At 62.9% G+C, this 21739-nt stretch carries 16 protein-coding genes; 8 read left to right on the top strand and 8 right to left on the bottom strand.

From position 1 onward, the window contains the following. Window positions 1-28: 28 nt before the first annotated feature. Together E1B25_RS22790 and E1B25_RS09495 are read left to right on the top strand one after the other, a co-directional pair. Entirely contained in the window at window positions 29-292 is a 264-nt protein-coding gene (locus E1B25_RS22790) for a tetratricopeptide repeat protein (protein WP_342635590.1), read from the top strand. Then, window positions 249-1199 (top strand): hypothetical protein, encoded by a 951-nt coding sequence (locus E1B25_RS09495; RefSeq protein WP_342635591.1) that lies wholly within the window; start codon window positions 249-251, stop codon window positions 1197-1199. Before E1B25_RS22790 ends, E1B25_RS09495 begins: the two co-directional genes overlap by 44 nt. 149 nt (window positions 1200-1348) lie before the next feature. Here the strand turns inward: E1B25_RS09495 and mfd are convergent, their stop codons facing one another. Then, the gene (mfd, locus tag E1B25_RS09500; RefSeq protein ID WP_132828733.1) at window positions 1349-4813 is read right to left on the bottom strand and encodes a transcription-repair coupling factor; all 3465 of its coding nucleotides are present in this window, start codon (window positions 4811-4813) and stop codon (window positions 1349-1351) included. A 31-nt stretch (window positions 4814-4844) separates the two neighbouring features. Next, window positions 4845-5366 carry a component of SufBCD complex gene (locus E1B25_RS09505; RefSeq protein WP_132828735.1) on the bottom strand — a complete coding sequence of 174 codons (522 nt, stop codon included), beginning with the start codon at window positions 5364-5366 and terminating at the stop codon, window positions 4845-4847. A 127-nt stretch (window positions 5367-5493) separates the two neighbouring features. Here E1B25_RS09505 and hemB point away from each other — a divergent pair, with 127 nt between their 5' ends. The 5 genes from hemB (at window position 5494) to E1B25_RS09530 (ending at window position 12722) form a co-directional block, all read left to right on the top strand. Then, window positions 5494-6492 carry a porphobilinogen synthase gene (gene hemB / locus E1B25_RS09510; RefSeq protein WP_132828736.1) on the top strand — a complete coding sequence of 333 codons (999 nt, stop codon included), beginning with the start codon at window positions 5494-5496 and terminating at the stop codon, window positions 6490-6492. 39 nt (window positions 6493-6531) lie between these two features. Continuing rightward, window positions 6532-8151, top strand: coding sequence for a M10 family metallopeptidase (locus tag E1B25_RS09515; RefSeq protein ID WP_132828738.1), 1620 nt, complete (start codon window positions 6532-6534; stop codon window positions 8149-8151). A 193-nt stretch (window positions 8152-8344) separates the two neighbouring features. Next, window positions 8345-8920, top strand: coding sequence for a lipid-binding SYLF domain-containing protein (locus E1B25_RS09520; RefSeq protein ID WP_132828740.1), 576 nt, complete (start codon window positions 8345-8347; stop codon window positions 8918-8920). A gap of 128 nt (window positions 8921-9048) precedes the next feature. After that, window positions 9049-11511 (top strand): penicillin acylase family protein, encoded by a 2463-nt coding sequence (locus tag E1B25_RS09525; protein ID WP_132828742.1) that lies wholly within the window; start codon window positions 9049-9051, stop codon window positions 11509-11511. After that, a complete protein-coding gene (locus E1B25_RS09530; protein ID WP_132828743.1) occupies window positions 11508-12722 on the top strand; it encodes a cation:proton antiporter in 1215 nt (404 codons plus the stop codon). The genes E1B25_RS09525 and E1B25_RS09530 overlap by 4 nt, the downstream gene beginning before the upstream one ends. Here the strand turns inward: E1B25_RS09530 and hflX are convergent. The 4 genes from hflX to trkA form a co-directional block, all read right to left on the bottom strand. Beyond that, window positions 12719-13990 carry a GTPase HflX gene (gene hflX / locus E1B25_RS09535; protein ID WP_132828745.1) on the bottom strand — a complete coding sequence of 424 codons (1272 nt, stop codon included), beginning with the start codon at window positions 13988-13990 and terminating at the stop codon, window positions 12719-12721. The genes E1B25_RS09530 and hflX overlap by 4 nt on opposite strands. After that, the gene (hfq, locus tag E1B25_RS09540; protein ID WP_011047807.1) at window positions 13990-14229 is read right to left on the bottom strand and encodes an RNA chaperone Hfq; all 240 of its coding nucleotides are present in this window, start codon (window positions 14227-14229) and stop codon (window positions 13990-13992) included. Before hfq ends, hflX begins: the two co-directional genes overlap by 1 nt. A 133-nt stretch (window positions 14230-14362) precedes the next feature. Continuing rightward, on the bottom strand, window positions 14363-15898 hold the full coding sequence (locus E1B25_RS09545) for a TrkH family potassium uptake protein (RefSeq protein WP_132828747.1): 1536 nt from the start codon (window positions 15896-15898) through the stop codon (window positions 14363-14365). A 2-nt stretch (window positions 15899-15900) separates the two neighbouring features. Next, window positions 15901-17277 carry a Trk system potassium transporter TrkA gene (gene trkA / locus E1B25_RS09550; protein WP_132828748.1) on the bottom strand — a complete coding sequence of 459 codons (1377 nt, stop codon included), beginning with the start codon at window positions 17275-17277 and terminating at the stop codon, window positions 15901-15903. 127 nt (window positions 17278-17404) lie between these two features. Here trkA and E1B25_RS09555 point away from each other — a divergent pair, with 127 nt between their 5' ends. Next, window positions 17405-17872 carry a hypothetical protein gene (locus E1B25_RS09555; RefSeq protein ID WP_132828750.1) on the top strand — a complete coding sequence of 156 codons (468 nt, stop codon included), beginning with the start codon at window positions 17405-17407 and terminating at the stop codon, window positions 17870-17872. Window positions 17873-17953: 81 nt separating this feature from the next. On the opposite strand, the gene ntrX is transcribed toward E1B25_RS09555, so the two are convergent. Both ntrX and E1B25_RS09565 read right to left on the bottom strand, forming a co-directional pair. Then, window positions 17954-19357 carry a nitrogen assimilation response regulator NtrX gene (ntrX, locus tag E1B25_RS09560; protein ID WP_132828751.1) on the bottom strand — a complete coding sequence of 468 codons (1404 nt, stop codon included), beginning with the start codon at window positions 19355-19357 and terminating at the stop codon, window positions 17954-17956. After that, window positions 19354-21651 (bottom strand): sensor histidine kinase NtrY-like, encoded by a 2298-nt coding sequence (locus tag E1B25_RS09565; protein ID WP_132828752.1) that lies wholly within the window; start codon window positions 21649-21651, stop codon window positions 19354-19356. The genes ntrX and E1B25_RS09565 overlap by 4 nt, the downstream gene beginning before the upstream one ends. Window positions 21652-21739 lie beyond the last annotated feature (88 nt).

The raw sequence follows: 21739 nt of genomic DNA on the forward strand, positions 1-21739 counted from the left end.
TAACCTGAGATCGGCAAAGAGAGACAGCATGGACAGTTGTTATGATCTCGGCATTTCTGGCTGCGACATCACGACCCGGCAGCAACAGGCGCAACTCTGGCTCGATCGCGGCCTGATCTGGACCTATGGCTTCAACCCTCAAGAGGCGATCGTCTGTTTCCGTCGCACGTTGGAGCATGATCCCGACTGTGCCATGCGCGCCCGGCGCCATGACCCATCCCGGGCTGCTGCATCTTTATGTTCCCCTGATGGCAATGTCGCCGACCCCGGAAAAGGCGCTCAAGGCTGCTGACGAGCTGCAACCCCTGGTGCCGGATGCTGGCCACCTCGCACACATGCCCACCCATATCGATGTGCTTTGCGGCCAGTATCATGACGTGGTGCATTGGAACCAACAGGCGGTGGCGGCCGATCTGAAATACTATCACCGCGAAGGGGCGCTTAACCTCTATACCGAATATCGCCTGCACAATTACCACTTCATCATCTACGGCGCGCTGTTTCTCGGCCAGATCGCACCGGCGCTCAAGGCGAACGCCGCCCTGCGCGCCACCACCCCGGAAGAGATGCTGCGGATCGAAAGCCTGCCGATGGTCGATTACTTCGAAAGCTTCATGGCGATGGAACCCCATATCCTGATCCGCTTCGGGCGCTGGGACGACTGCAAGGCGCTGGCCCTGCCCGAGGACCGCGATCTTTACAGAACCCATACCGCAACCGTAAATTACGCCCGCACTCTGGGCCACGCCGCGACCGGTGACGTGGCAAAGGCCGAGGAACAGCTTTTCTTCGCGACCCGGGACCGGGTGCCGGAAAGCCGCTTGATGTACAATAACAAGGTCAGGGATCTGCTTGAAATCGCTGCGGAAATTCTGCGCGAAAAAATCAACGACAAGCTGCCCTATGATGAACCTTGGGGATGGATGCAACCCGCGCGCCATGCGCTTGGGGCCTTGTCGCTGGAACGGGGCCATGTGGTCAAAGCCGAAGCGGTCTATCGCGAAGATCTGGGCTTCGGCGGGGTCCTGTCGCGCGCCGCGGATCACCCGGATAATGTATGTAGATTGAATGGATTACATGATTGTCTTGACGCACGCGGTGAAGAGATCGAGTTGCGCCATATCGGCACCGTCTGGCCTAGACCCAAGCCCGCGCGGACGGCATCACCGCCTCTTGCGGCTGCACCCAATCCGCCATGAAGGCCATCGCTTAACCCACTGGCCGGACTGCCTTATAAAGCGGAAACGCCCCGCCCTTCTTCTTGTCTGAAAATACTCCGGGGGAGCCGCCCATCAGGGCGTCGGGGGCAGAGCCCCCAACTAATCACCCCCTAGATCAGAAGCACATCTCAAGCCTTTGCAGCTTTGGCCTTTTTCTTCGCTGTAACCACCTTTTCGGCCAGATCGCGGGCAATGGCAAAGGCGCCTTTGATCTTGTCGCTTTCACGACGCCAGTCGCGCCGCACGATGATCTTGTTGTCCTTGAACTTGGCGAGCCCGTTCTGCGCATGCACAAATTCCACCAGACCCTCGGGCGAGATGAATTTGTCGTTGTGGAACTGGATCGTCGCCCCCTTTGGCCCCCCGTCAAGCTTGGCGATGCCAGCGCGTTTGCACATCGCCTTGATCCGTACGACCAGCAGCAGGGTGTTGACCTCTTTCGGCAGCTTGCCGAAGCGGTCGATCAACTCGGCGGCGAAACCTTCCAATTCCACCTTGGTGGTGAGCGAGGACAGGCGGCGATACAGGCCCAGACGCACGTCGAGATCGGGCACAAAGGCCTCGGGGATCAACACCGGCACGCCAAGATTGATCTGCGGTGCCCATTGATCGTCGGCCTCGCTCAGCCCCTCCATTTCGCCCGCCCGGATCTTGGCGATCGCCTCTTCGAGCATGGATTGGTACAGCTCATAGCCGACATCGCGCATCTGACCTGATTGTTCTTCGCCCAGAAGGTTGCCGGCGCCGCGAATATCAAGATCCTGACTGGCCAGCGTGAACCCGGCGCCCAATGTATCCAGACTGCCCAGCACCCGCAGGCGTTTTTCGGCCGTGGTCGTCAGTTTCGCCCGCGGTTTGGTGGTGAGATAGGCATAGGCGCGGGTCTTTGATCGGCCAACGCGGCCTCGGATCTGATACAGTTGTGACAGACCGAACATGTCGGCGCGGTGCACGATCATGGTGTTGGCCGTCGGGATGTCGAGGCCACTCTCCACGATGGTAGTGGCCAGAAGCACGTCGTACTTGCCATCGTAAAAGGCGTTCATCCGGTCGTCGAGCTCCCCCGCCGCCATCTGCCCGTGCGCGGTGATAAAGGACACCTCGGGCAGTTGTTCGCGCAGGAACTCTTCGATTTCCGGCAGATCCGAGAGGCGCGGAACCACATAGAAACTTTGTCCGCCGCGATAGTGTTCGCGCAGCAGTGCCTCGCGGATTGTCACCGCGTCAAATTCGCTGACATAGGTGCGGATCGCCAGCCGGTCCACCGGCGGCGTGCCGATGATCGACAGGTCACGCACCCCCGACAGCGACAGTTGCAGCGTGCGCGGAATCGGCGTGGCGGTCAGCGTCAGAACGTGGATGTCAGAGCGCAGCTGTTTCAGCCGTTCCTTGTGGGACACGCCAAAATGCTGCTCCTCATCGATCACCAGCAGCCCGAGATCCTTGAACCGGAGCCCCTTTGCCAACAACGCATGGGTGCCAATGACGATATCAACGGTGCCTTTGGCCAGCCCCTCGCGGGTTTTCTGCGCATCGCCGCTGGAAACGAAGCGGCTGAGTTGACGCACCACAAGAGGAAAGCCGCGGAACCTTTCGGCAAAGCTGGCATAATGCTGTCGCGCCAACAGAGTGGTCGGGGCGATCACCGCGACCTGAACACCGGTCATCGCGGCGGCAAAGGCGGCGCGCATGGCGACCTCGGTCTTGCCGAACCCGACATCGCCACAGATCAGCCGATCCATCGGCTGGCCGCTTGCCAGATCGCCCATCACATCGCCGATGGCGCGCAGTTGATCGTCGGTTTCCTGATAGGGAAAACGGGCGCAAAACGCCTCCCAGGCGTGATGTTCCGGTTCCAGCACCGGCGCGCGACGCAGGGCGCGTTCGGCGGCGACCCGGATCAGGCGATCGGCCATCTCGCGGATGCGTTCCTTGAGCTTGGCCTTCTTGGCTTGCCAGGCACCACCGCCCAGCTTGTCCAGCAGCCCCTCGTCATGGCCGTATCTGGACAGCAGTTCGATATTCTCAACCGGGAGGTAAAGCCTTGCGTCTTCTGCATATTCCAGCAAAAGGCACTCATGCGCGGCACCGGCGGCGGTGATCACCTCCATACCTTGATAGCGCCCGATGCCATGATCCACATGGACCACCAGATTGCCGGGGCTCAGCGATTGCACCTCGGTCAGAAAATTCTCGGCCTTGCGGCGTTTCTTGGGCGCGCGGATCAGCCGGTCGCCCAGCACGTCCTGTTCTGCAATGACACTCAGATCGGGGGCTTCGAACCCGGATTCCAGCGCCCAGACCGCCAGATGCAATCCACGCTTGCCGATCCGGGTGCCATTCAGCACGGTGATGGTCTCGGCCAGACCTTCGTCTTCGATCAACCCCTCAAGACGTTCACGCGCACCCTCGGAATAAGACGCGACAAGCACCGGACCCTTTTCTAGCTTTGCGCGAATATGATCCGCCAAGGCACTGAAAAGGCTGATATTTTCCTGTTGCCGTTCCGGGGCGAAATTACGCCCGATCCGCCCCCCCGCATCAATCACCCCGGGGCCGGTGGCCTGCGGCAAGGGATTGAACTGCAACACGCGACGGCCAGTGACGGCCCCTTGCCATGCCGCATCGTCAAGAAACAAAAGCCGCGGCGGGATCGGTTTATAGACCGTATCGAGGCGCGATTTCGACAGCATCGCCAGACGCCGCGTCTCGTACTGATCCGCGATGCTGTCCCAGCGCGCCAGCCGCGAAGGCGTCACCTGATCGTCCTGGGTGATGGTTGCGCCCGGCAGATAGTCGAACAGGGTTTCAAGCCGCTCGTGAAAGAACGGGAGCCAATGTTCGATGCCTTGGTGTTTGCGCCCGGCGCTCACCGCCTCGTACAGCGGATCGTCGGTGCCTGCCGCACCGAATTCGATGCGATAATTCTGGCGGAACCGGGTTACGGCGGCCTCGTCCAGGATCACCTCGGAAACCGGGGCGAGTTCGACCAGATCCAGCTTTTCGGTGGTGCGCTGGGTTGCCGGATCAAAGCGGCGCGCGCCGTCCAGCACATCGCCGAACAGATCAAGACGCACCGGCCCCCCCTCGCCGGGCGGAAAGATGTCGATGATGCCGCCGCGCACGGCATAATCGCCCGGCTCCATCACCGTGGGGCTTTGTGAAAACCCCATGCGCACAAGGAAATTCCGCAGCGCACCTTCATCGATCCGATAGCCGACGCGGGCGGTAAAGGCGGCCTCGCGCAGCACGTCGCGCGCAGGTAGCCGCTGGCTCGCGGCGTTGAGCGTGGTAAGCAGCACAAAGCGGCTGGGCATCTGGTGCACCAGCGCCGCCAGCGTCGCCATGCGCGCGGCCGACAGGCTGGCATTGGGCGAGACCCGGTCATAGGGCAGGCAATCCCACCCCGGAAACGTGATCACCGGCATGTCCGGCGCGAAAAAGGCCAGCGCGGCGCGCATCGCCTCCATCCGCTTGTCATCGCGCGCGATATGCAGCACCGGCGCGCCGGTTTTGTTGATTTCGTTCAGGATCAGCTGCGCGTCGAACCCTTCGGGCGCGCCGCCCACGGTGATGTGGCTGGCTTCGGTCATCCGCTCTCGCTTCTTCGTCGTTGGCACACGATCAGAACGCGCCCAGCGACAGGTTTTGATACATGCCCCAAAGCGCCGTCACAAAGATCGACGCCATGCCGATCATCTGGGTGTAGACCCGACAGCGCGCCAGCCGCTTGTACAGCAGCGGGCCATGGGCCTGGTCCCGTTCGATCCGCCGGGCAGTTGCAGTGTTCAGCGCGGCCACCCCGCTCATTGGCAGCCCCAGCAGGAACACCGCCTGGGCGAATTCGACGCCATAGAAAAAGCCAAGTATCCCAAGGCTGCTTAACAGAAATGTCCCGATCCCCATCAGCCAGGGCCCGGAGACCCGTGCCACATAGAGCACTCGGTTCACGTTGACGCGGGTGATATCCTCAAGATCCCGTTCGGCCTGACCGCCAACGCGGCGGGCACGCAGCACCAGATCATAGGGCACGCCCAGCACCCAATGGCTGGCCGAAGACCAAGCCACCGCGAGCGCAATCCAGAACCAGAGGTTCGAAAAAGAGCGCATGTCGATCAGTTCGAAAACCGTGCTGTACCAGTCCAAACGCCCTGCCCTTTTCTGACCGTCTTGCCCCCGGGCTGACCTGCCCGGAGGGGCGCGGCCATGGATACCCTTGTAGGGGACGGTTTTCCATGCCACCCAATACCCAATTGTTCAAGGAGTCCGCACCATGAAACCCACGATCGCCCCATTTCCCGCCGCCCGCCCACGTCGCATGCGCCAATCCCCCGCGATCCGCGGGCTGGTGCGCGAAAACGTGTTGAGCACATCCGATCTGATCTGGCCGGTCTTTGTGCGCGAGGGGACCGGGGTAGAGGAACCTGTGCCGTCGATGCCGGGCGTGATGCGGCGCAGCGTCGATCTGATCGCCAAAGCGGCGAAAGAGGCTTATGATCTTGGCATCCCGGCGATCTGCCTGTTTCCCTACACCGAGCCCAATCTCAAGACCGAGGATTGCGCCGAAGCCTGGAACCCCGACAACCTGAGCAACCGGGCGATCCGCGCGATCAAGGACGCGGTTCCAGAGATGGCGGTGATGACCGATGTCGCGCTTGATCCCTATAACATCAACGGCCATGACGGCTTTGTCGTGGAGGGCGAGATCGTCAACGACCGCACCGTCGAGGCGCTGGTCAAGATGACATTGGCACAGGCCGAGGCCGGGGCCGACATCATCGGCCCCTCGGACATGATGGACGGGCGCATCGGCGCCATGCGCGCGGCGCTGGAATCAGCGGGTCATCAGCGGGTCATGATCCTGTCCTACGCGGCAAAATACGCCAGCGCGTTCTATGGGCCGTTCCGCGATGCCGTGGGGGCATCCGGAGCGCTGACCGGCGACAAGAACACCTATCAGATGGACCCGGCCAATTCCAACGAGGCCCTGCGCATGATCGAACGCGATCTGAATGAGGGCGCGGATATGGTGATGATCAAACCCGGTATGCCCTATCTGGACATTTGCCGGCGCACCAAGGACACGTTCGGGGTTCCGACCTATGCCTATCAGGTGTCGGGCGAATATGCGATGATCCAGGCCGCCGTGCAAAACGGCTGGCTTGACGGTGAAAAGGTCATGATGGAAAGTCTGATGGCGTTCAAACGCGCCGGCTGCGACGGGGTTCTGACCTATTTCGCCCCGACGGTGGCGCGCCTTCTGAACGGCTGACCGGTCGGGCAGAGCCCCTGTGCTGGTGAGGAGACATAAATGAGCGGAACCGGACATACCACGACCTGGACCACGGCGTCGGGGGACGCGCGGGTCGACGGCATCCTTTACGGCACCCACTGGGCCGATCCGACGCTGACCTATAGCTTTCCGAGCACTTCCGGTGAATATGATCCCTCCGATGGCGCGGGAGAGGCCGCAGGGCTGTTCGCCGCCACGCCAGCCATTCGCGACGCCGCCGGGTTTGCCCTGGATCGCGCGACCGGAACCGCCGCCGATGACGGGTTTTCGGTGGAAGGGTTTACCGGGCTGCGGGTGAAGGTGACCACTCTGGAACAGGCGCATATCCGGGTCGCCCAGACCACACAGGATCCCTATGGCTATGGCACGGCCTGGGGGTATTTTCCGTCCACTTACGACTCTGGCGGGGATGTCTGGCTCAGCAATGTGAGCTTTGACTATTCCGCGCCGCAGGCGGGCGGCTATGCCTATATCAGCGTTCTGCACGAACTCGGTCATGCGCTTGGCCTCGAACACGGCCATGACTCCGGGACATTCGGGGTGGTTCCGACCGGGTATGACGCGATGGAATACACCATCATGAGCTATCGCTCCTATCCCGGGGCCTCGTCCAACATGTACTCGAACGCTGAATGGGGCTATGCGCAAAGCTATATGATGCTGGATATCGCCGCGCTTCAGTATTTGTACGGGGCCGATTACAGCACCAATTCCGGCAATACGGTCTATCGCTGGGCCCCGGACTCGGGCGAGACCCTTGTCAACGGAGAGGCCGCAATCAGCCCCGGCGCCAACCGCATCTTTGCCACCATCTGGGACGGCGGCGGCACCGATACCTATAACTTGAGCGCCTATGATACGGATCTTGTGATCGACCTGATGCCCGGGTCTGCCTCGGTCTTTGCCGGGGCACAGCTGGCGCGGCTTGGGGCGGGCGAACTGGCCACGGGCAATATCTATAACGCGCTGTTGCAGGGTGACGACCCGCGCGCGCTGATCGAGAATGTCATCGCTGGCGCCGGAGATGACGTCATCTTTGGCAACACGGCAGACAACCTCCTGAAAGGAAAGCAGGGCAACGACACGATCTCCGGTCGCACCGGCGGCGACAGCTTGATTGGCAACGCCGGACAGGACCGGCTGGATGGCGGGCTTGGGGATGACGATCTCGCTGGAGGCACTGGCCGCGACCGCCTGCTTGGCGCGCGTGGGAGCGACAGCTTGGACGGCGGCAAGGGCAACGACATCCTCAAGGGCGGCAAAGGCAAAGATCTATTGCAGGGCAATGACGGGGACGACACCCTTGTCGGGGGGCTCGGCCAAGACATGCTTCTGGGCGCAGAGGGGGCGGATAGCTTTCGCTTTCTCACGGCCGAGGACAGCGCCGCGTTCAACACCTCTGATCATATCGGAGATTTCCTCAGCGGCACCGATTTCATCGACCTCTCCGCGCTGATCCCCGGCACCTTTGCCCTGCAGATCGGTGGCCCGTTCACCGCAACCGGGCCTAGCGTGATCACCCGCGACAAAGGTGATGACATCGTGGTGCGCGCCGATCTCGATGGCGACGGCAAGGCCGATTTCGGCATCGTTCTGGATAGTATCAGCGCGGTCGCGGCCGGTGATTTCATCCTCTGATCCGGGTGCGATCTGTGCAGGCGCGCCCGCACGGCGGCACTTGCGGACACGGTGCGGGCAATGTGCAGGCAAAAAGCGGGCAACAACCCGCCCACCTGCCCCGCTTGCATCGTGACACAAGCCCCGCTTGGGCGTATAACCGCGTACAAGGCCGGAAAACCGGTCAGAGCAGTTCAAAAAACAGGCAAGTTCAATGACACATGCGATCCAATCCCGGCTGACCCGACGTGGGTTCACGTTTGGTGCCCTCTCGGCCTTGGGCGCGACCGCCGCCTGCGGCAACGGCGTCGGCACCAACAAGGCCGCCAAGATCGACGCGCGCGTCGATTCCACGCTGAACCAGATGTACAGCCGCTATCCCAACACCGTTGTTCTGGCCCAGAAGTCCACCGGCATGCTGGTCATGCCGCTGGTGACCGAGGCCGGGCTGGGTCTGGGCGGGGCTTATGGCCGGGGCGCGCTGCGCGTGAATGACGCAACGGTGGATTACTATTCCACCGTCAAGGGCAGCGCCGGCTTCCAAATCGGGGCCCAGCAATACGCCCATGTGCTGTTCTTCATGACCCAAGACGCGCTGATGGAGTTTCGACGCTCCTCCGGTTGGGCGGCTGGCGGCGATCTGGAATACGTAATCCGGGACGAGGGTGACTCGGTCGCGGCGGACACCAACACCATGCGCTCGCCGATCCTTGCGGTTGTGTTCGGCCGCGCCGGCCTTCGGATCGGCGCCACGCTTGAAGGCACCAAATACACCCGGATCATTCCCTGATTCAGCGTGGCCGTCCCAGTGGCGGCCATGCCTTTCTCTGCCCGGCGATTTCGCCTAGGGTGACGCGGTAAGGAGACCGGAGCCGCCCGTTGCGCGGGCGCGCACCCGGTGGATGAGACGGGGACGCAATGAGACAGGTTTTTCGGTGGCTGATGCGGATCGCCGCAGGTCTTGTTGTGTTGGTCGTTCTTGCTGTCGGACTGGTCTATTTTCTGGCCAGCCAATCGCTTCCCGATTACGATCAGACCGAACAGGTCACGGGGATTTCGGGCCCGGTCGAGATCATCCGCGACAATGCCAATGTGCCGCATATCTTTGGCGAGACCGACCCGGATGTGTTCTTTGGCCTAGGCTATGCCCATGCGCAGGACCGGCTGTGGCAGATGACGATGATGCGCCGCACGGTTCAGGGGCGGCTGTCCGAGGTGTTCGGCGCGCGCACCGCGCGGATCGACCGGCTGCTGCGGCGGCTCGACCTCTATCGTTTGGCGCAGCAATCGCTCGCGGCGCAGGATGACTACACCCGTGCCGCGTTGGAGGCCTATGCCGCAGGCGTCAATGCCCGGCTTTCCGAGATCAACGAAAAAGCACTGGGGCGCGGCGCGCCCGAGATGTTCCTGTTCAACGCGCCAATGGCCCCTTGGGTGCCCGCAGATTCCATCGCGATGATCAAGCTGATGGGCTTGCAGTTGAGCGGACATCTGGAGGAAGAGGTGCTGCGCGCGCGAACCTCGCTGATGCTGGACGACCCGGCGCGGCTGCTGGATATCCTGCCCGATGCGCCGGGCACCGGGATCGCCGCGCTGCCGGAATACGCCCAGATGTTCCCCGGCCTGCCGCGCTATGCCGAAGGCACCCCACCCGACGACGATCCGCTGTCGCCGTTTCCCAAACGCGGGCTGGCTGGTGCCTCAAACGCCTGGGCGGCGGCGCCCTCGCGCTCGGCCTCAGGCGGCACGCTTTTGGCCAATGATCCGCATCTGGGCTTTTCCGCCCCCTCAACCTGGTATCTCGCCCGGATCGAACTTCAGGACGGTGGCGTGATCGGGGCCACCGTTCCGGGTATTCCTGCCATCCTGACGGGGCGCAGCCGCAAACTGGGCTGGGGCATCACCTCGTCCTATCTGGACGATCAGGACGTCTTTATTGAACGGGTCAATCCACAGAACCCGGACGAATACCTGACACCTGACGGCTATAAACCGTTTGAGACCCGCCCCTCGATCATCCAGATCAAGGATGCCGCGCCGATTACCCTGACCCTGCGCTGGACCGAGAACGGCCCGGTCCTGCCCGGCAGCCACTACAAGCTCGACACAGTGACCCCGCCGGGCCATGTCGCCGCCTTGGGCTGGACGGCATTGACCCCTGATGACACCACCATGAGCGCGGCAATGGACCTGATGCGCGCGGGCACGGTGCGCCAAGCGATCACAGCCGCAGAAAAATATGTCGCGCCGTCGCAGAACCTGATGCTGATCGACGCTGAAACCATCGCCTTCAAGACCATCGGCGCGGTGCCGCGCCGGGATCCCCAGCAACAAAGCAAAGGGCGCCTGCCCGTGCAGGGCTGGCGTACCGAGAACCGTTGGCAGGGTCGCCAGCCCTATGCCTCCAACCCCGAATTCATCAGCCCCCGGGGCGGCATTCTGGGCAATACCAACAACAAGATCCTCGAACGTCCCTTCCCCAACCACATCTCTTATGTCTGGGGCGACACCCAACGGATCAATCGCTGGCAGCGGCTGATGCAGGCGCGTCAGGTCCATACCCGCGACAGTCTGGTCGAGGCGCAGCTTGACACCGTGAGCTTTACCGCCCGCTCGCTGCTGCCGCTGATCGGGGCCGACCTGTGGTTCACCGGCGAGGCCGCAGCCGAGGGCACGCCAGAACGCCAACGTCAGGTCGCGCTGTCACTGCTGGCGGAATGGAACGGAGAGATGAACGAACATCTGCCCGAGCCGCTGATCTATGCCGCGTGGCTGCGCGCCTTGCAGACCCGCCTGATCGAGGATGATCTGGGGCCGCTGGCCGACGACTTCAAACATGTGGATCCGGTCTTTATCGAACGGGTGTATCGCGATATCGACGGCGCCGCTGTCTGGTGCGACGTGCGCCGCAGCGCCCCGAAAGAGACCTGCACCGATATGGCCCGGCTGGCGCTGGACGACGCGCTGGTCTGGATCGGGGAACACTATGGCACTGCGCTGGAAAGCCTGCGCTGGGGCGATGCGCATCAGGCCACCCATGATCACCCGGTGCTGGGCAAGGTGCCCTTGCTGCGCTATTTCGTGAACATCCGCCAATCCACCAGCGGCGGCGACAACACACTGCAACGCGGCCGCACCTCGGGCGAGGATCCCAATCCGTTCCTGAACGTGCACGGGGCGGGATATCGCGGGGTCTACGATCTGGCAGATCCTGACAGCTCGGTCTTCATCATCTCAACCGGGCAGTCGGGGCATTTCCTGTCGCGCCACTATGACGATCTTGCCCAGCTTTGGCGGCGGGGGGAATATATCCCGATGTCACTGGATGTGGATCTGGCCCGTGCCGCGTCCGAGGGGATCACGCGGCTGATCCCGCGATGACGCCAGACGCCCTTCCGGGAGAGATCGCAGCGGCACTGATCTCGCTTGGCGTGCTGTTCCTGCTGGGGTTGGCCGCGGATTCTCTGGGGCATCGGACACGGCTGCCGCGCGTGACCTTGCTGTTGGGATGTGGGTTGCTGGCGGGCGCGGCTGGGTTCGACGTGATGCCCACCCTCCTGACCGAGATGTACCCGATCATTTCGATCATCGCGCTGAGCATGGTGGCCTTTCTGCTGGGGAGCGAGTTGTCGATGCGAACCCTGCGCGCGCATGGCAAGGCGATTATCCTGATCTCGCTTGCCATCGTGTTGGTGACGCTGCCCTTGGTGGCGGCCGGGCTTTGGCTGGTCGGGGTGCCGCTGGCGGCGGCGCTGGTGCTGGGGGCGCTGGCCACGGCCACCGACCCGGCCGCCACCTATGACGTGATCCGTCAGACCGGGGTCGAGACCCGCTTTACCCATACGATCAAGGGGATCGTGGCCATCGACGACGCCTGGGGGCTGATCGTGTTCAGCCTTGTCATCGTGCTGGCGCGGTCTCTGGATGGCAGCGGGTTGTCGTTCTGGGTGCTGCAGGCGTCGCTAATCGAAGTTCTGGGCTCGGTCCTGCTCGGGCTGGCCGTTGGCGTGCCGGGCGCGTTTCTGACCGGACGGTTGTCCGGCGGAGAACCGCTGCGGGTCGAAGCACTGGGGCTGGTCTTTGTCACCGCCGGGCTGTCGATCTGGCTGGAGCTGTCCTATCTGATCGCTGGCATGACGGCGGGCGCGGTGATCGTCAATCTGGCGCGCCACCACACCCGTGCCTTTCACGAGATCGAGAACCTGCAATGGCCGTTCATGATCATCTTTTTCATCCTCGCCGGGGCCTCGCTCGAAGCGGATGCGCTGTGGCTGATCGGGCCCGCCGGGCTGGCCTATGCGGTGTTGCGCATCGCTGCGCGCCTGCTGGGCGGCTGGCTTGGCGCGGCGCTGGCCGGGGAACCTGTGCAGGACCGGAAATGGTACGGCCCCGCCCTGCTGCCACAGGCTGGCGTCGCGATCGGCATGGCCTTGATCGCGGCCGAGTTGATGCCGGACTATGGGCGTGAGATCGTGGCGATGGCCGTCGGCACAACCATCGCCTTTGAACTGATCGGACCGATTGCCGCGACGCTGACCCTGAACCGGATCAACCGCCAGAGCGTCGCGCAGGACAGCTCCGCGCCGGATTAAAGCGCGCGGTACTGCGCCTCTTGCCGGGCGGTCCAGAGCACCGTCACGTCAAACCCGTCCTCGGTCTGTGTTTCGGCCTGCACCAGGTCGTGGTCAAACAGCCAGGCGCGTTGGCGGCCTTCGGAAAAGCGCAGATGCAGTTGGGTCTCATGGCGCACCCCCTGCAAGGCCTCGGCGATGGCGGTCAAAAGCGGCGCCATCCCCTCGCCCGTCCACGCAGAAAGCGCAAAGACACCGTCATTGCGGTCGGCGCGCGCCTGCACCGCTTCGCGGTCCGCCGGGGCGAGCAGGTCGATCTTGTTCCAGACCTCCAGCCTTGGCCGCGCCTCTGTCACGCCCAAAGAGGTCAGGATCGTTTCCACGTCGGCGGCCTGTTCTTCGGTCCCGGCATGGCTGATGTCGCGAACATGCAAGATCAGATCGGCGGCAAGAACCTCTTCCAGCGTGGCGCGAAAGGCGGCAACCAACTCGGTCGGCAAGTCCGAGATGAACCCAACGGTGTCCGACATGATCACCTCGGGGCCATCGGGGATCTCAACCCGCCGCATGGTCGGGTCCAGCGTGGCAAAAAGCATATCCTTGGCCATCACATCGGCCCCGGTGAGCCGGTTGAACAGCGTGGATTTGCCGGCGTTGGTATAGCCCACCAGCGCCACGATCGGATAGGGCACCTTGGCGCGGGCCTTGCGATGCAGTTCGCGGGTCTTGACCACCTTGTCGAGCTGTCGGCGCAGGCGCACCAACTGGTCGTCAATGGCGCGACGGTCAGCCTCGATCTGGGTCTCGCCGGGGCCACCGACAAAGCCCAGCCCACCGCGCTGGCGTTCCAGGTGGGTCCAGGCCCGGACCAGCCGGGTGCGTTGATAGGACAGCGCGGCCATCTCGACCTGCAACACGCCTTCGCGGGTGCGGGCGCGATCGCTGAAAATTTCCAGGATCAACCCGGTCCGGTCAAGGATCTTGACGCCCCAATCCTTTTCCAGATTGCGTTGTTGCACCGGGCTTACCGGGCCGTCGATCAAGACCAGTTCGACCTCTGCGGCCTCGAACTTTGCGCCCAATTCCGCGATTTTGCCCGATCCGAACAGGTGGCCGGGCTGCGCCCGCGGCAGCCGAACGACATCGCTTCCCGCCAACGCGAGCCCGGGCAAGGCGGCGGCAAGTGCAATCGCCTCTGCCAGCGCCGGTTCAGCTGCCCGGCGATCCATGTCGGATTTTATGTCGGGATGCAGCACCCAGGCCCGGGTGTCTTCCCTATCGTGGTCCATCAATTGGCGTCTTCGCCCTCATACAGGCTGATCGGCTGGGCCGGCATGATGGTGGAAATCGCATGTTTATAGACCAGTTGCGATTGACCATCACGGCGCAGCAGAACGCAGAAATTGTCAAACCAAGTGATGACGCCCTGCAATTTGACGCCGTTGATCAGAAAGATCGTAACCGGAACCTTGGTTTTCCTGACGTGATTCAGGAATGCATCCTGAAGATTTTGTCTGTCCGAAGCCATTTGTTTGGTATCTCGCTTTTGTTCTTGCAACGCGCTGCGGACCAACGCGCCCCTTCCCACCGAGTATGGAGTGAGGTTGCGGGAGTTTCCACCAGAAAAAGCATCAGCGCGCTGCGGCCATGCCCCGATATCTTCAGTTTCGCCAAAGATCAGGGGTGATCAACGCGATGATCGCCAAGGTTTCGAGCCGCCCCAAGACCATCGTGGCACAAAGCACGATCTTGGCCCAGCCCCCCAGTTCGACCAGCCGGATCGGCGTGTCGCCAGCCAGATCAATCAGCGGACCGGTGGTGGACAGCGTGGCAACGCTCAGCACGATGGCCTGATCGAAATTCAGCCCCAGGGCCGACAGGATCACGCTGACCAATGTCAGCGACAGCGCAAACATCATGAAGAAGATCCAGGCGACAAAGGCACCGTCTTTCTGGATGCGCCGGTTGCGCCGCCCCTCGCCGCTGACCGAACTGGGATAGACCAGCCGCTCCATCTCGCGCAGACCATTGAGATACAGCGCATAGACCCGCAGCAATTTGACCCCGCCGGCCGTGGTCGCAACGCCGCCGCCGATCACCGCCAGCCCCAGCAGGATCAGTCCCGGCGTGTTCAGCCCCGACCATTGCCCGGCCTCGTCCCAATAGACGCTTTCGAATCCGGTGGTGGTCAGGAAGGACAACACCGTGAACAACGCGCCCCAAAGCGCCTCGAACGCCAGCAACGGGTCGGCATCGGCGCGCACATCCAGCGCCGCCAGCCAGTGCCGCAGGAACAACAGCAGCGGAATGCCGAGGATCAGCATCAGCCCGGTGCGAAACTCTGGATCGGTCATCAGATTGGCCCGGCCGTGCGTCGCCGTGTCCGATGAAAACGTCAGCCGTGACAGGGCGAAGAACATGAAAAGGAACAGGATCATCTCGCCCGCGATGCCGCTTGCGGCGCCGCTCATTCCGCCCACCGGCGAAATCCCCGAGGTCGCCATCACCGACATCGCGTGACACAGCGCGGTCAGTGACGTCTCGCCTGCGATCAGCAGCATGACCCAAGCGACAACGGTCAGCCCGGCATAGACCGGGGTAAGCGTGATGGTGATCCTCAAAAGCCTGCGGCGCGGATCAGCGCCGGTGGTCTTGTCCGGTTGCGGTGCGGCGCGGCCCGGCTGACCGCGCGCGGTGATCTCGAAACCGCCCAAGGCCAGCGGCGCCAGAATGGCCGAGGCGGCGATCCACATCACCAACCCGCCCATCCACCCCACCTGGGCGCGCCACAAATGCAGCGATGCGTCAAGCCGTGCCGGATCGTCGAACAGATTGGCGCCGGTGGTGGTCAGCGCGCTGACCATGTCGAAATAGGCATTGAGAAATGTCGTGGTCTGCAATGCCTCGAAGAACGGCAGCGCTAGGAACAGTGGCAGCACCGCGAAGGTGCCCAACAGCACCAACAACTGGCCCAGACTGCCATGGCGCGAGCGTCGGTCCCCGCCCATGGCCAGCGCAATCAGCGTCACCCCCACCAGCCCAAGAAGGCCGGCAAAGAAAAATGATTGCGAGACCGCGTGATTTCTGCGGATCTCGGCATGGATCGCGGGCAGCCACATCGACAGCGAGGCGACGCCCCAGATCATCAGGAATAGCGGCAGCCGCATCACAAGGCTGGGTTTGCTCTGCTCTGCCATGATCAGAAAAAGTCGATCGAGACCTGCAACAGCCGCTCGACCTCGGGCACGTCGGCCGCCATGGCAAAGATCGCCAACACGTCCCCCTCTTCGATCCGCAGCTCTCCGGACGGGCGCAACATCTCGTCGCCCTTGCGGATGGCCCCCACCAGCACCCCTTCGGGGAAATCGATGTCGCGCAGCTTTTTCCCGGACATCGGCGAGGTGGACAGGACCTCGGCCTCGATCATCTCGGCCTCGGCATCGCCGATGGAATAGACCTGACGCACCCGCCCGTGGCGGATATGGCGCAGGATCGAGCTCACCGTTGTGGCACGCGGGTTGATATAGGCGTCGATGCCCAGCGGCTCCATCAGGGGCACCAGTGTCGGGTCGTTGATCAGCGCGATGGCCAGCGGGCAGCCTTCGGCCTTGGCCCGCACCGCCGACAGCATGTTGGTCTTGTCATCATCTGTCACCGCCAGCATGGCATCGGCGCGCTCGATCCCGGCCTCTTTCAGCAGGGCCGCATCCAGCCCGTCGCCATGCAGCACGATGGTCCGCTCCAGCTCCTCTGCGGCGCGTTCGGCCTGGGTGCGGTTGCGTTCGATCACCTTGGCGCGGGTGCGCGACTTGCGCCGTTCCAGCGCGCGCGCCACCTCCAGCCCGACATTGCCACCGCCGACAATCACCACCCGGTCCTGAGTCTTTTGCGTTTTGCCAAAGACCTCCATCGTGCGATTCACGTCGTCGGCATGGGCAAAGACATAGCAATTGTCGCCGATAAAAAGCTGATCGTCCGCTTCCGGGGCAAAAAGCCTGCCCTCGCGGCGGACCCCGACCACGATGGCACGCAGAGTCGAAAACAGATCCGTGAGCTGGCGCAACGGCGTATTCACGATCGGACAATTGTCCTCGATCGTGATCCCAAGCAGCTGCGCCCGCCCGTCCATGAAGGTTTCCGTATCAAAGGCCGCCGGGGCCGACAGCCGTTGCATCGCCGCCGCCGCGACCTCGCGTTCGGGGCTGATGACCACGTCGATCGGCAGGTGGTCCCGGCGATACAGGTCGGAATAGATCGCCGTCAGATAGGATTGCGCCCGCAGCCGCGCGATCTTGCGCTGGATCGAAAAGACCGAATGCGCCACCTGACAGGTGACCATGTTGACCTCGTCGGAATAGGTCGCCGCGATCAGCATGTCGGCATCCTTGGCCCCGGCGCGCTCCAGCACATCGGGATAGCTGGCGAACCCCGCGATCCCCTGCACATCAAGCGTATCGGTGGCCCGGCGCACCAGATCGGGGTTGTTGTCCACGACCGTGACGTCGTTATGTTCGCTCGACAAATGGCGGGCGATCTGCCAGCCGACCTGCCCCGCGCCGCAAATGATGACCTTCATCGTCTTTGCATCCCTGCCCCCAGAGGTGTTTCACCTCGAGTATTTGTCAGAAGTTTTTGCATGACAGATGCTCCGGGACCGGTCAATTCAATTGTACCGCCCCCGGCTCTGCGCCATCATGTGGCCCATGAAACCGATTGCCCCCCTGATCTGTGTGGCGCTGCTGCTGGCCACCTGCGCGCCGATGTCGCTGTACTACCGTCCCGGTGTTTCCGTGGCGCGGATGCAGACCGACACCACCCGCTGCGAGGTGCGGGCGCTGAAACAGGCCCCCGTCGCCACCCAGATTCGGCAATACCCGCCCACCTTTGTCCCCGGTGTGCGGCACTGCAACGCCAAGGGCGAATGCTGGACCCGACCGGGGCATTGGGTCGACGGGGCGATCTATTCGGTCGATGTCAATTCCGGGCTGCGCGCACGGGTGATGCAGCTGTGCATGAGTGAAAAAGGCTATGATCCGGTCAGCCTGCCGATTTGCCCGGTCGAGGTCCGCAAAGCCACACCGCCGGGTGTGACCACCGTGCTGCCCCGGTTGAGCAAAAACGCCTGCGTGATCCGCAACCAGGACGGCAGCTGGCAGATCGTGGCGCGCTAGGCGAGACCACGCGTCCCCCGTAGAGCACCCACCGTCGAGAACCCCCGCGCGGGCAGGTGCGCCGAAGGGGCGGGGTGGCCGCTAATCGGTCGGTTCGTCCACCCGCGCCACCCGGGCGCCCGCCTTGCTTGAAGTGACCACGCCCAGAGATTTCAGTTTGCGATGCAACGCGCTGCGTTCCATGCCCACGAAACTGGCGGTGCGGCTTATATTGCCGCCAAAGCGGTTGATCTGGGTCAGCAGATATTCCCGCTCGAACGCCTCGCGCGCCTCGCGCAGCGGCAGTGTTGCCAGTGCCCCGGACAGCACGACGCGCCCGTCATCCGTGGTCTTTTCCTCGTCGTTGGGCAGTTCGCGCGGTTCGATCGGCCCGGTTCCCTCGCCCAGAATCAACACCCGTTCGATCAAGTTCTTGAGCTGGCGCACATTGCCCGGCCAGACCAAGGTCTGCATCAACGCCACCGCCTCGTCGGAAAGCTCGCGGCGTGGCAAGCCCTGCGTCGCATGGCAGGTTTCAATGAAATACTCGGCCAGAACCGGAATATCCTCGCGCCGCTCTTCCAGAGACGGCACCTCGATCGGCACCACGTTCAGCCGGTGATACAGTTCTTGGCGAAAGCGGCCCTCGTTGATTTCATGCTCCAGATTCCGGTTGGTGCTGGAGATCACCCGCAGATCGACCCGAACCTTGTCGGCCCCACCGACCCGCTGGAACTGTTGATCGACCAGAACCCGCAGGATCTTCGATTGCGTGCCCTGCGGCATGTCCGCCACCTCGTCAAAGAAGATCACGCCACCATGCGCCTCTTCCAGCAGGCCCGGTTCGACCCCCCGCTCCGCAGTCTCGCGCCCGAACAAGACCTCTTCCATCCGCTCGGGTGCGATCGACGCGCAATTGACGCTGACAAACGGCGCCCCGGCCCGATTTGAATTGGCGTGAATATAGCGCGCCGCGACCTCCTTGCCCGAACCGGCGGGGCCGCTCAGCATCACCCGCCCGTTTGACTTGGTCACTTTCTCAAGCTGGCCTTGCAACGCACGGAAGGCGGCGCTTTGCCCGATCATCTCGGCGTTGCTTACCTCGCGGCGTTTGAGCGTGCTGTTCTCGCTACGCAGGCGCGAGGCCTCCATCGCGCGGCGGATCACCACCATCAACTGGTCAATATTAAAGGGCTTTTCGATGAAATCATACGCGCCCTGCTTGATCGCCGCCACCGCGATCTCGATATTGCCGTGGCCGGAAATGATCACCACGGGCACGTCCGGGTTGTCGCGCTTGACGGTCTTGAGAATGTCGATCCCGTCCATCCGGCTGTCCTTGAGCCAGATATCAAGGATCAACAGCGCCGGGGCCTCGGCATTGATCGCAGCCATGCATTCGTCAGAATTCCCGGCCCGCCGGGTGACGAACCCCTCGTCCTCAAGAATGTCGGAAATCAGTTCCCGAATATCACGTTCATCATCAACAATCAGAATATCACTCATGTCAAACCTGCTATAAAGTTACTCTTTTTCCTCTTTGGCGGGCGATTTTTCGGGGACGCGGCCCCGGCGGCAGAGGCGGAAACGGGCAGACGGATCACCGCCATGGCGCCGAAATGCTCCTGCCCCTCAAACAGCGGTGCGTCCTGCAAGCTCAGGCTACCGCCATGTTCCTCGATGATCTTCTTGACGATGGGCAGGCCCAGCCCGGTGCCCTCGTCACGGGTGGTCACGTAGGGTTCGAACAAACGCGCCCGATCCTCTGGCAAACCGATGCCATTATCGGCGATGGTGATCGTGCAGCCCTCGGGTGTCTGGCTCAGATTCACGCGGATTTCCGGCGCGAACCCTTCCGGCGCGCCGCGCCGTTTCAGGCTTTCGATCGCCTCGCCGGCATTCTTGATCAGGTTGGTCAACGCCTGCGACAGCATGGTGGCATCCACCTCGGCCATGGCCGGGACATCGGGCAGATCGGCGTTGATCGCCACATCCGGTTGCCCGGTCTGCTGCAACAACACGGCGTCGCGCACGATCTTGACCACGTCTTCGGTGGTGCGGTCCGGTTCGGGCATCCGGGCGAACTTGGAAAATTCGTCGACGATACGGCGCAGGTCGTTGGTCTGGCGCACGATCACATCGGTCATCGCTTCCAACTGGTCGCTCTCTTCCTCGCCCAGACGCGGCGCGAATTTGCGTTTGATCCGCTCGGCGCTAAGCTGGATCGGGGTGAGCGGGTTCTTGATCTCATGGGCGATGCGGCGCGCCACGTCGCCCCAGGCCGCGGTACGCTGCGCGCTGACCAGATCGGTCACGTCGTCAAACGCCACCACATAGCCCTCCAACCCACCATCCGCGTTGGTCCGCGTCGCCATCCGCACCAGCAGATGTTCCAGCCGGCCCTGCCGCGTGACCTTGACCTCGCCCTGAGCGATTCCGCTCGGTGCCACCGTGACGCTCTCGAACAGCGCCCCGAACTCTGGCACCGCAACCTCCAGCGCCAGGGTGGCTTCGCCCCCTGACCAGCCCAGCAACCGCTCGGCCGAGCGGTTGATGAAGGTGACACGCCCCTCGGGATCAAGCCCGACCACACCGGAGGTCACCGAGCTGAGCACCGAATCGAACAGCCGCCGCCGGGCTTCGATCTGGCGGGTGTTGTCCAGCAACGACTCGCGCTGGCCTTTGAGCTGGCGGATCATCTGGTTGAAATAGCGGCCCAGCATGGCAATCTCGTCGTCGCCCTCTTCCTCGACCACATGCACGTCCAGATCGCCGGTGCCCACCCGTTGCGCCGCTGTGGTCAGCCGACCAACCGGACGCGACAACCGTTCCGCGAACCACAGCCCCAGCCAGACCGCCGCCAGGATAAGGATCACGGAAAAGCCCACGTAGAGCAGGCCGAATTCAAACAACACCCTGCCCCTCTCGCGCTCCAATTGCTGATACAGCACGACGGTTTCCTTGGTGTCATCGAGAAGATTCAGGATCTTGCCATCGACCTGACGGCTGACGAAAAGGAATCTGTCGACAAAGCTGTCCAGCCGCACCAAGGCGCGGAATTCGTTGTTGTCCCAATCTTGAATGATCGCCATGCCGGTCTTGGTGGCCTCGGCGATCTGATCTGCGCTTGGGCGTTCAAAATCGAACAGATAAGACCGCTCGCCACGCGCCCGGATCTCTCCGGTGCCGTCGATCACATAGGCCTCGCGCAGCCCGCGCTGAATCTGGCTTTGCCCCTGTGCCAGCATCTGGCGCAGTTCGGCATCGTTGATGAAAAAGACGACCCTGCGCCCATTGTCCAGAAACCGAGCCAGCGCGCGGGCGTCCTCGGCCAGCCCCTCGCGGTGTTCCGCCTCATAGGCTTCGGCCGCCGAAAGCGAGCTGCCGACCACCTGACGCACCCGGTCCGAGAACCAGCCTTCAAGTCCGATGTTCACCGTCAGAACAGCGAAAACCGCCACGATGACCGTGGGCATCAGCGCCAGAAAGGTAAACACGCCGATCAGCCGCAAATGCAGGCGGGATCCCGCCGATTTGGCCCGGCGCGCAACGATCAGGCGGCCAAGTTGGCCCAGCACCAGCGCCGCAACCAACAGCACATAGACCAGATCGGCCAACAGGATAAAACGCAGCCCCGGAGCGCTGGACCCCAGATTGAACGGGCCCAGTACCATGAAGGTGGCAAACGCCAGCGCGGGGCCCAGCAGCACCAGCCCCAAAGCGCCAACGTTGCGCGCACGCCGGGTCCGCCGCCACCTGTTCAGCGTCGCAAACAACCCGTTTTGTGACCGGCTTGACACCTGCCGCCCTCATCAATGTGTGCCGCATACGCAGCTGACCGCCAAATCCTGTGGTCTATCCCAGCCTCAGATCAGAACTGACGCCGGA

This window comes from Antarcticimicrobium sediminis (genome assembly GCF_004348975.1).
Lineage (GTDB): Bacteria > Pseudomonadota > Alphaproteobacteria > Rhodobacterales > Rhodobacteraceae > Antarcticimicrobium > Antarcticimicrobium sediminis.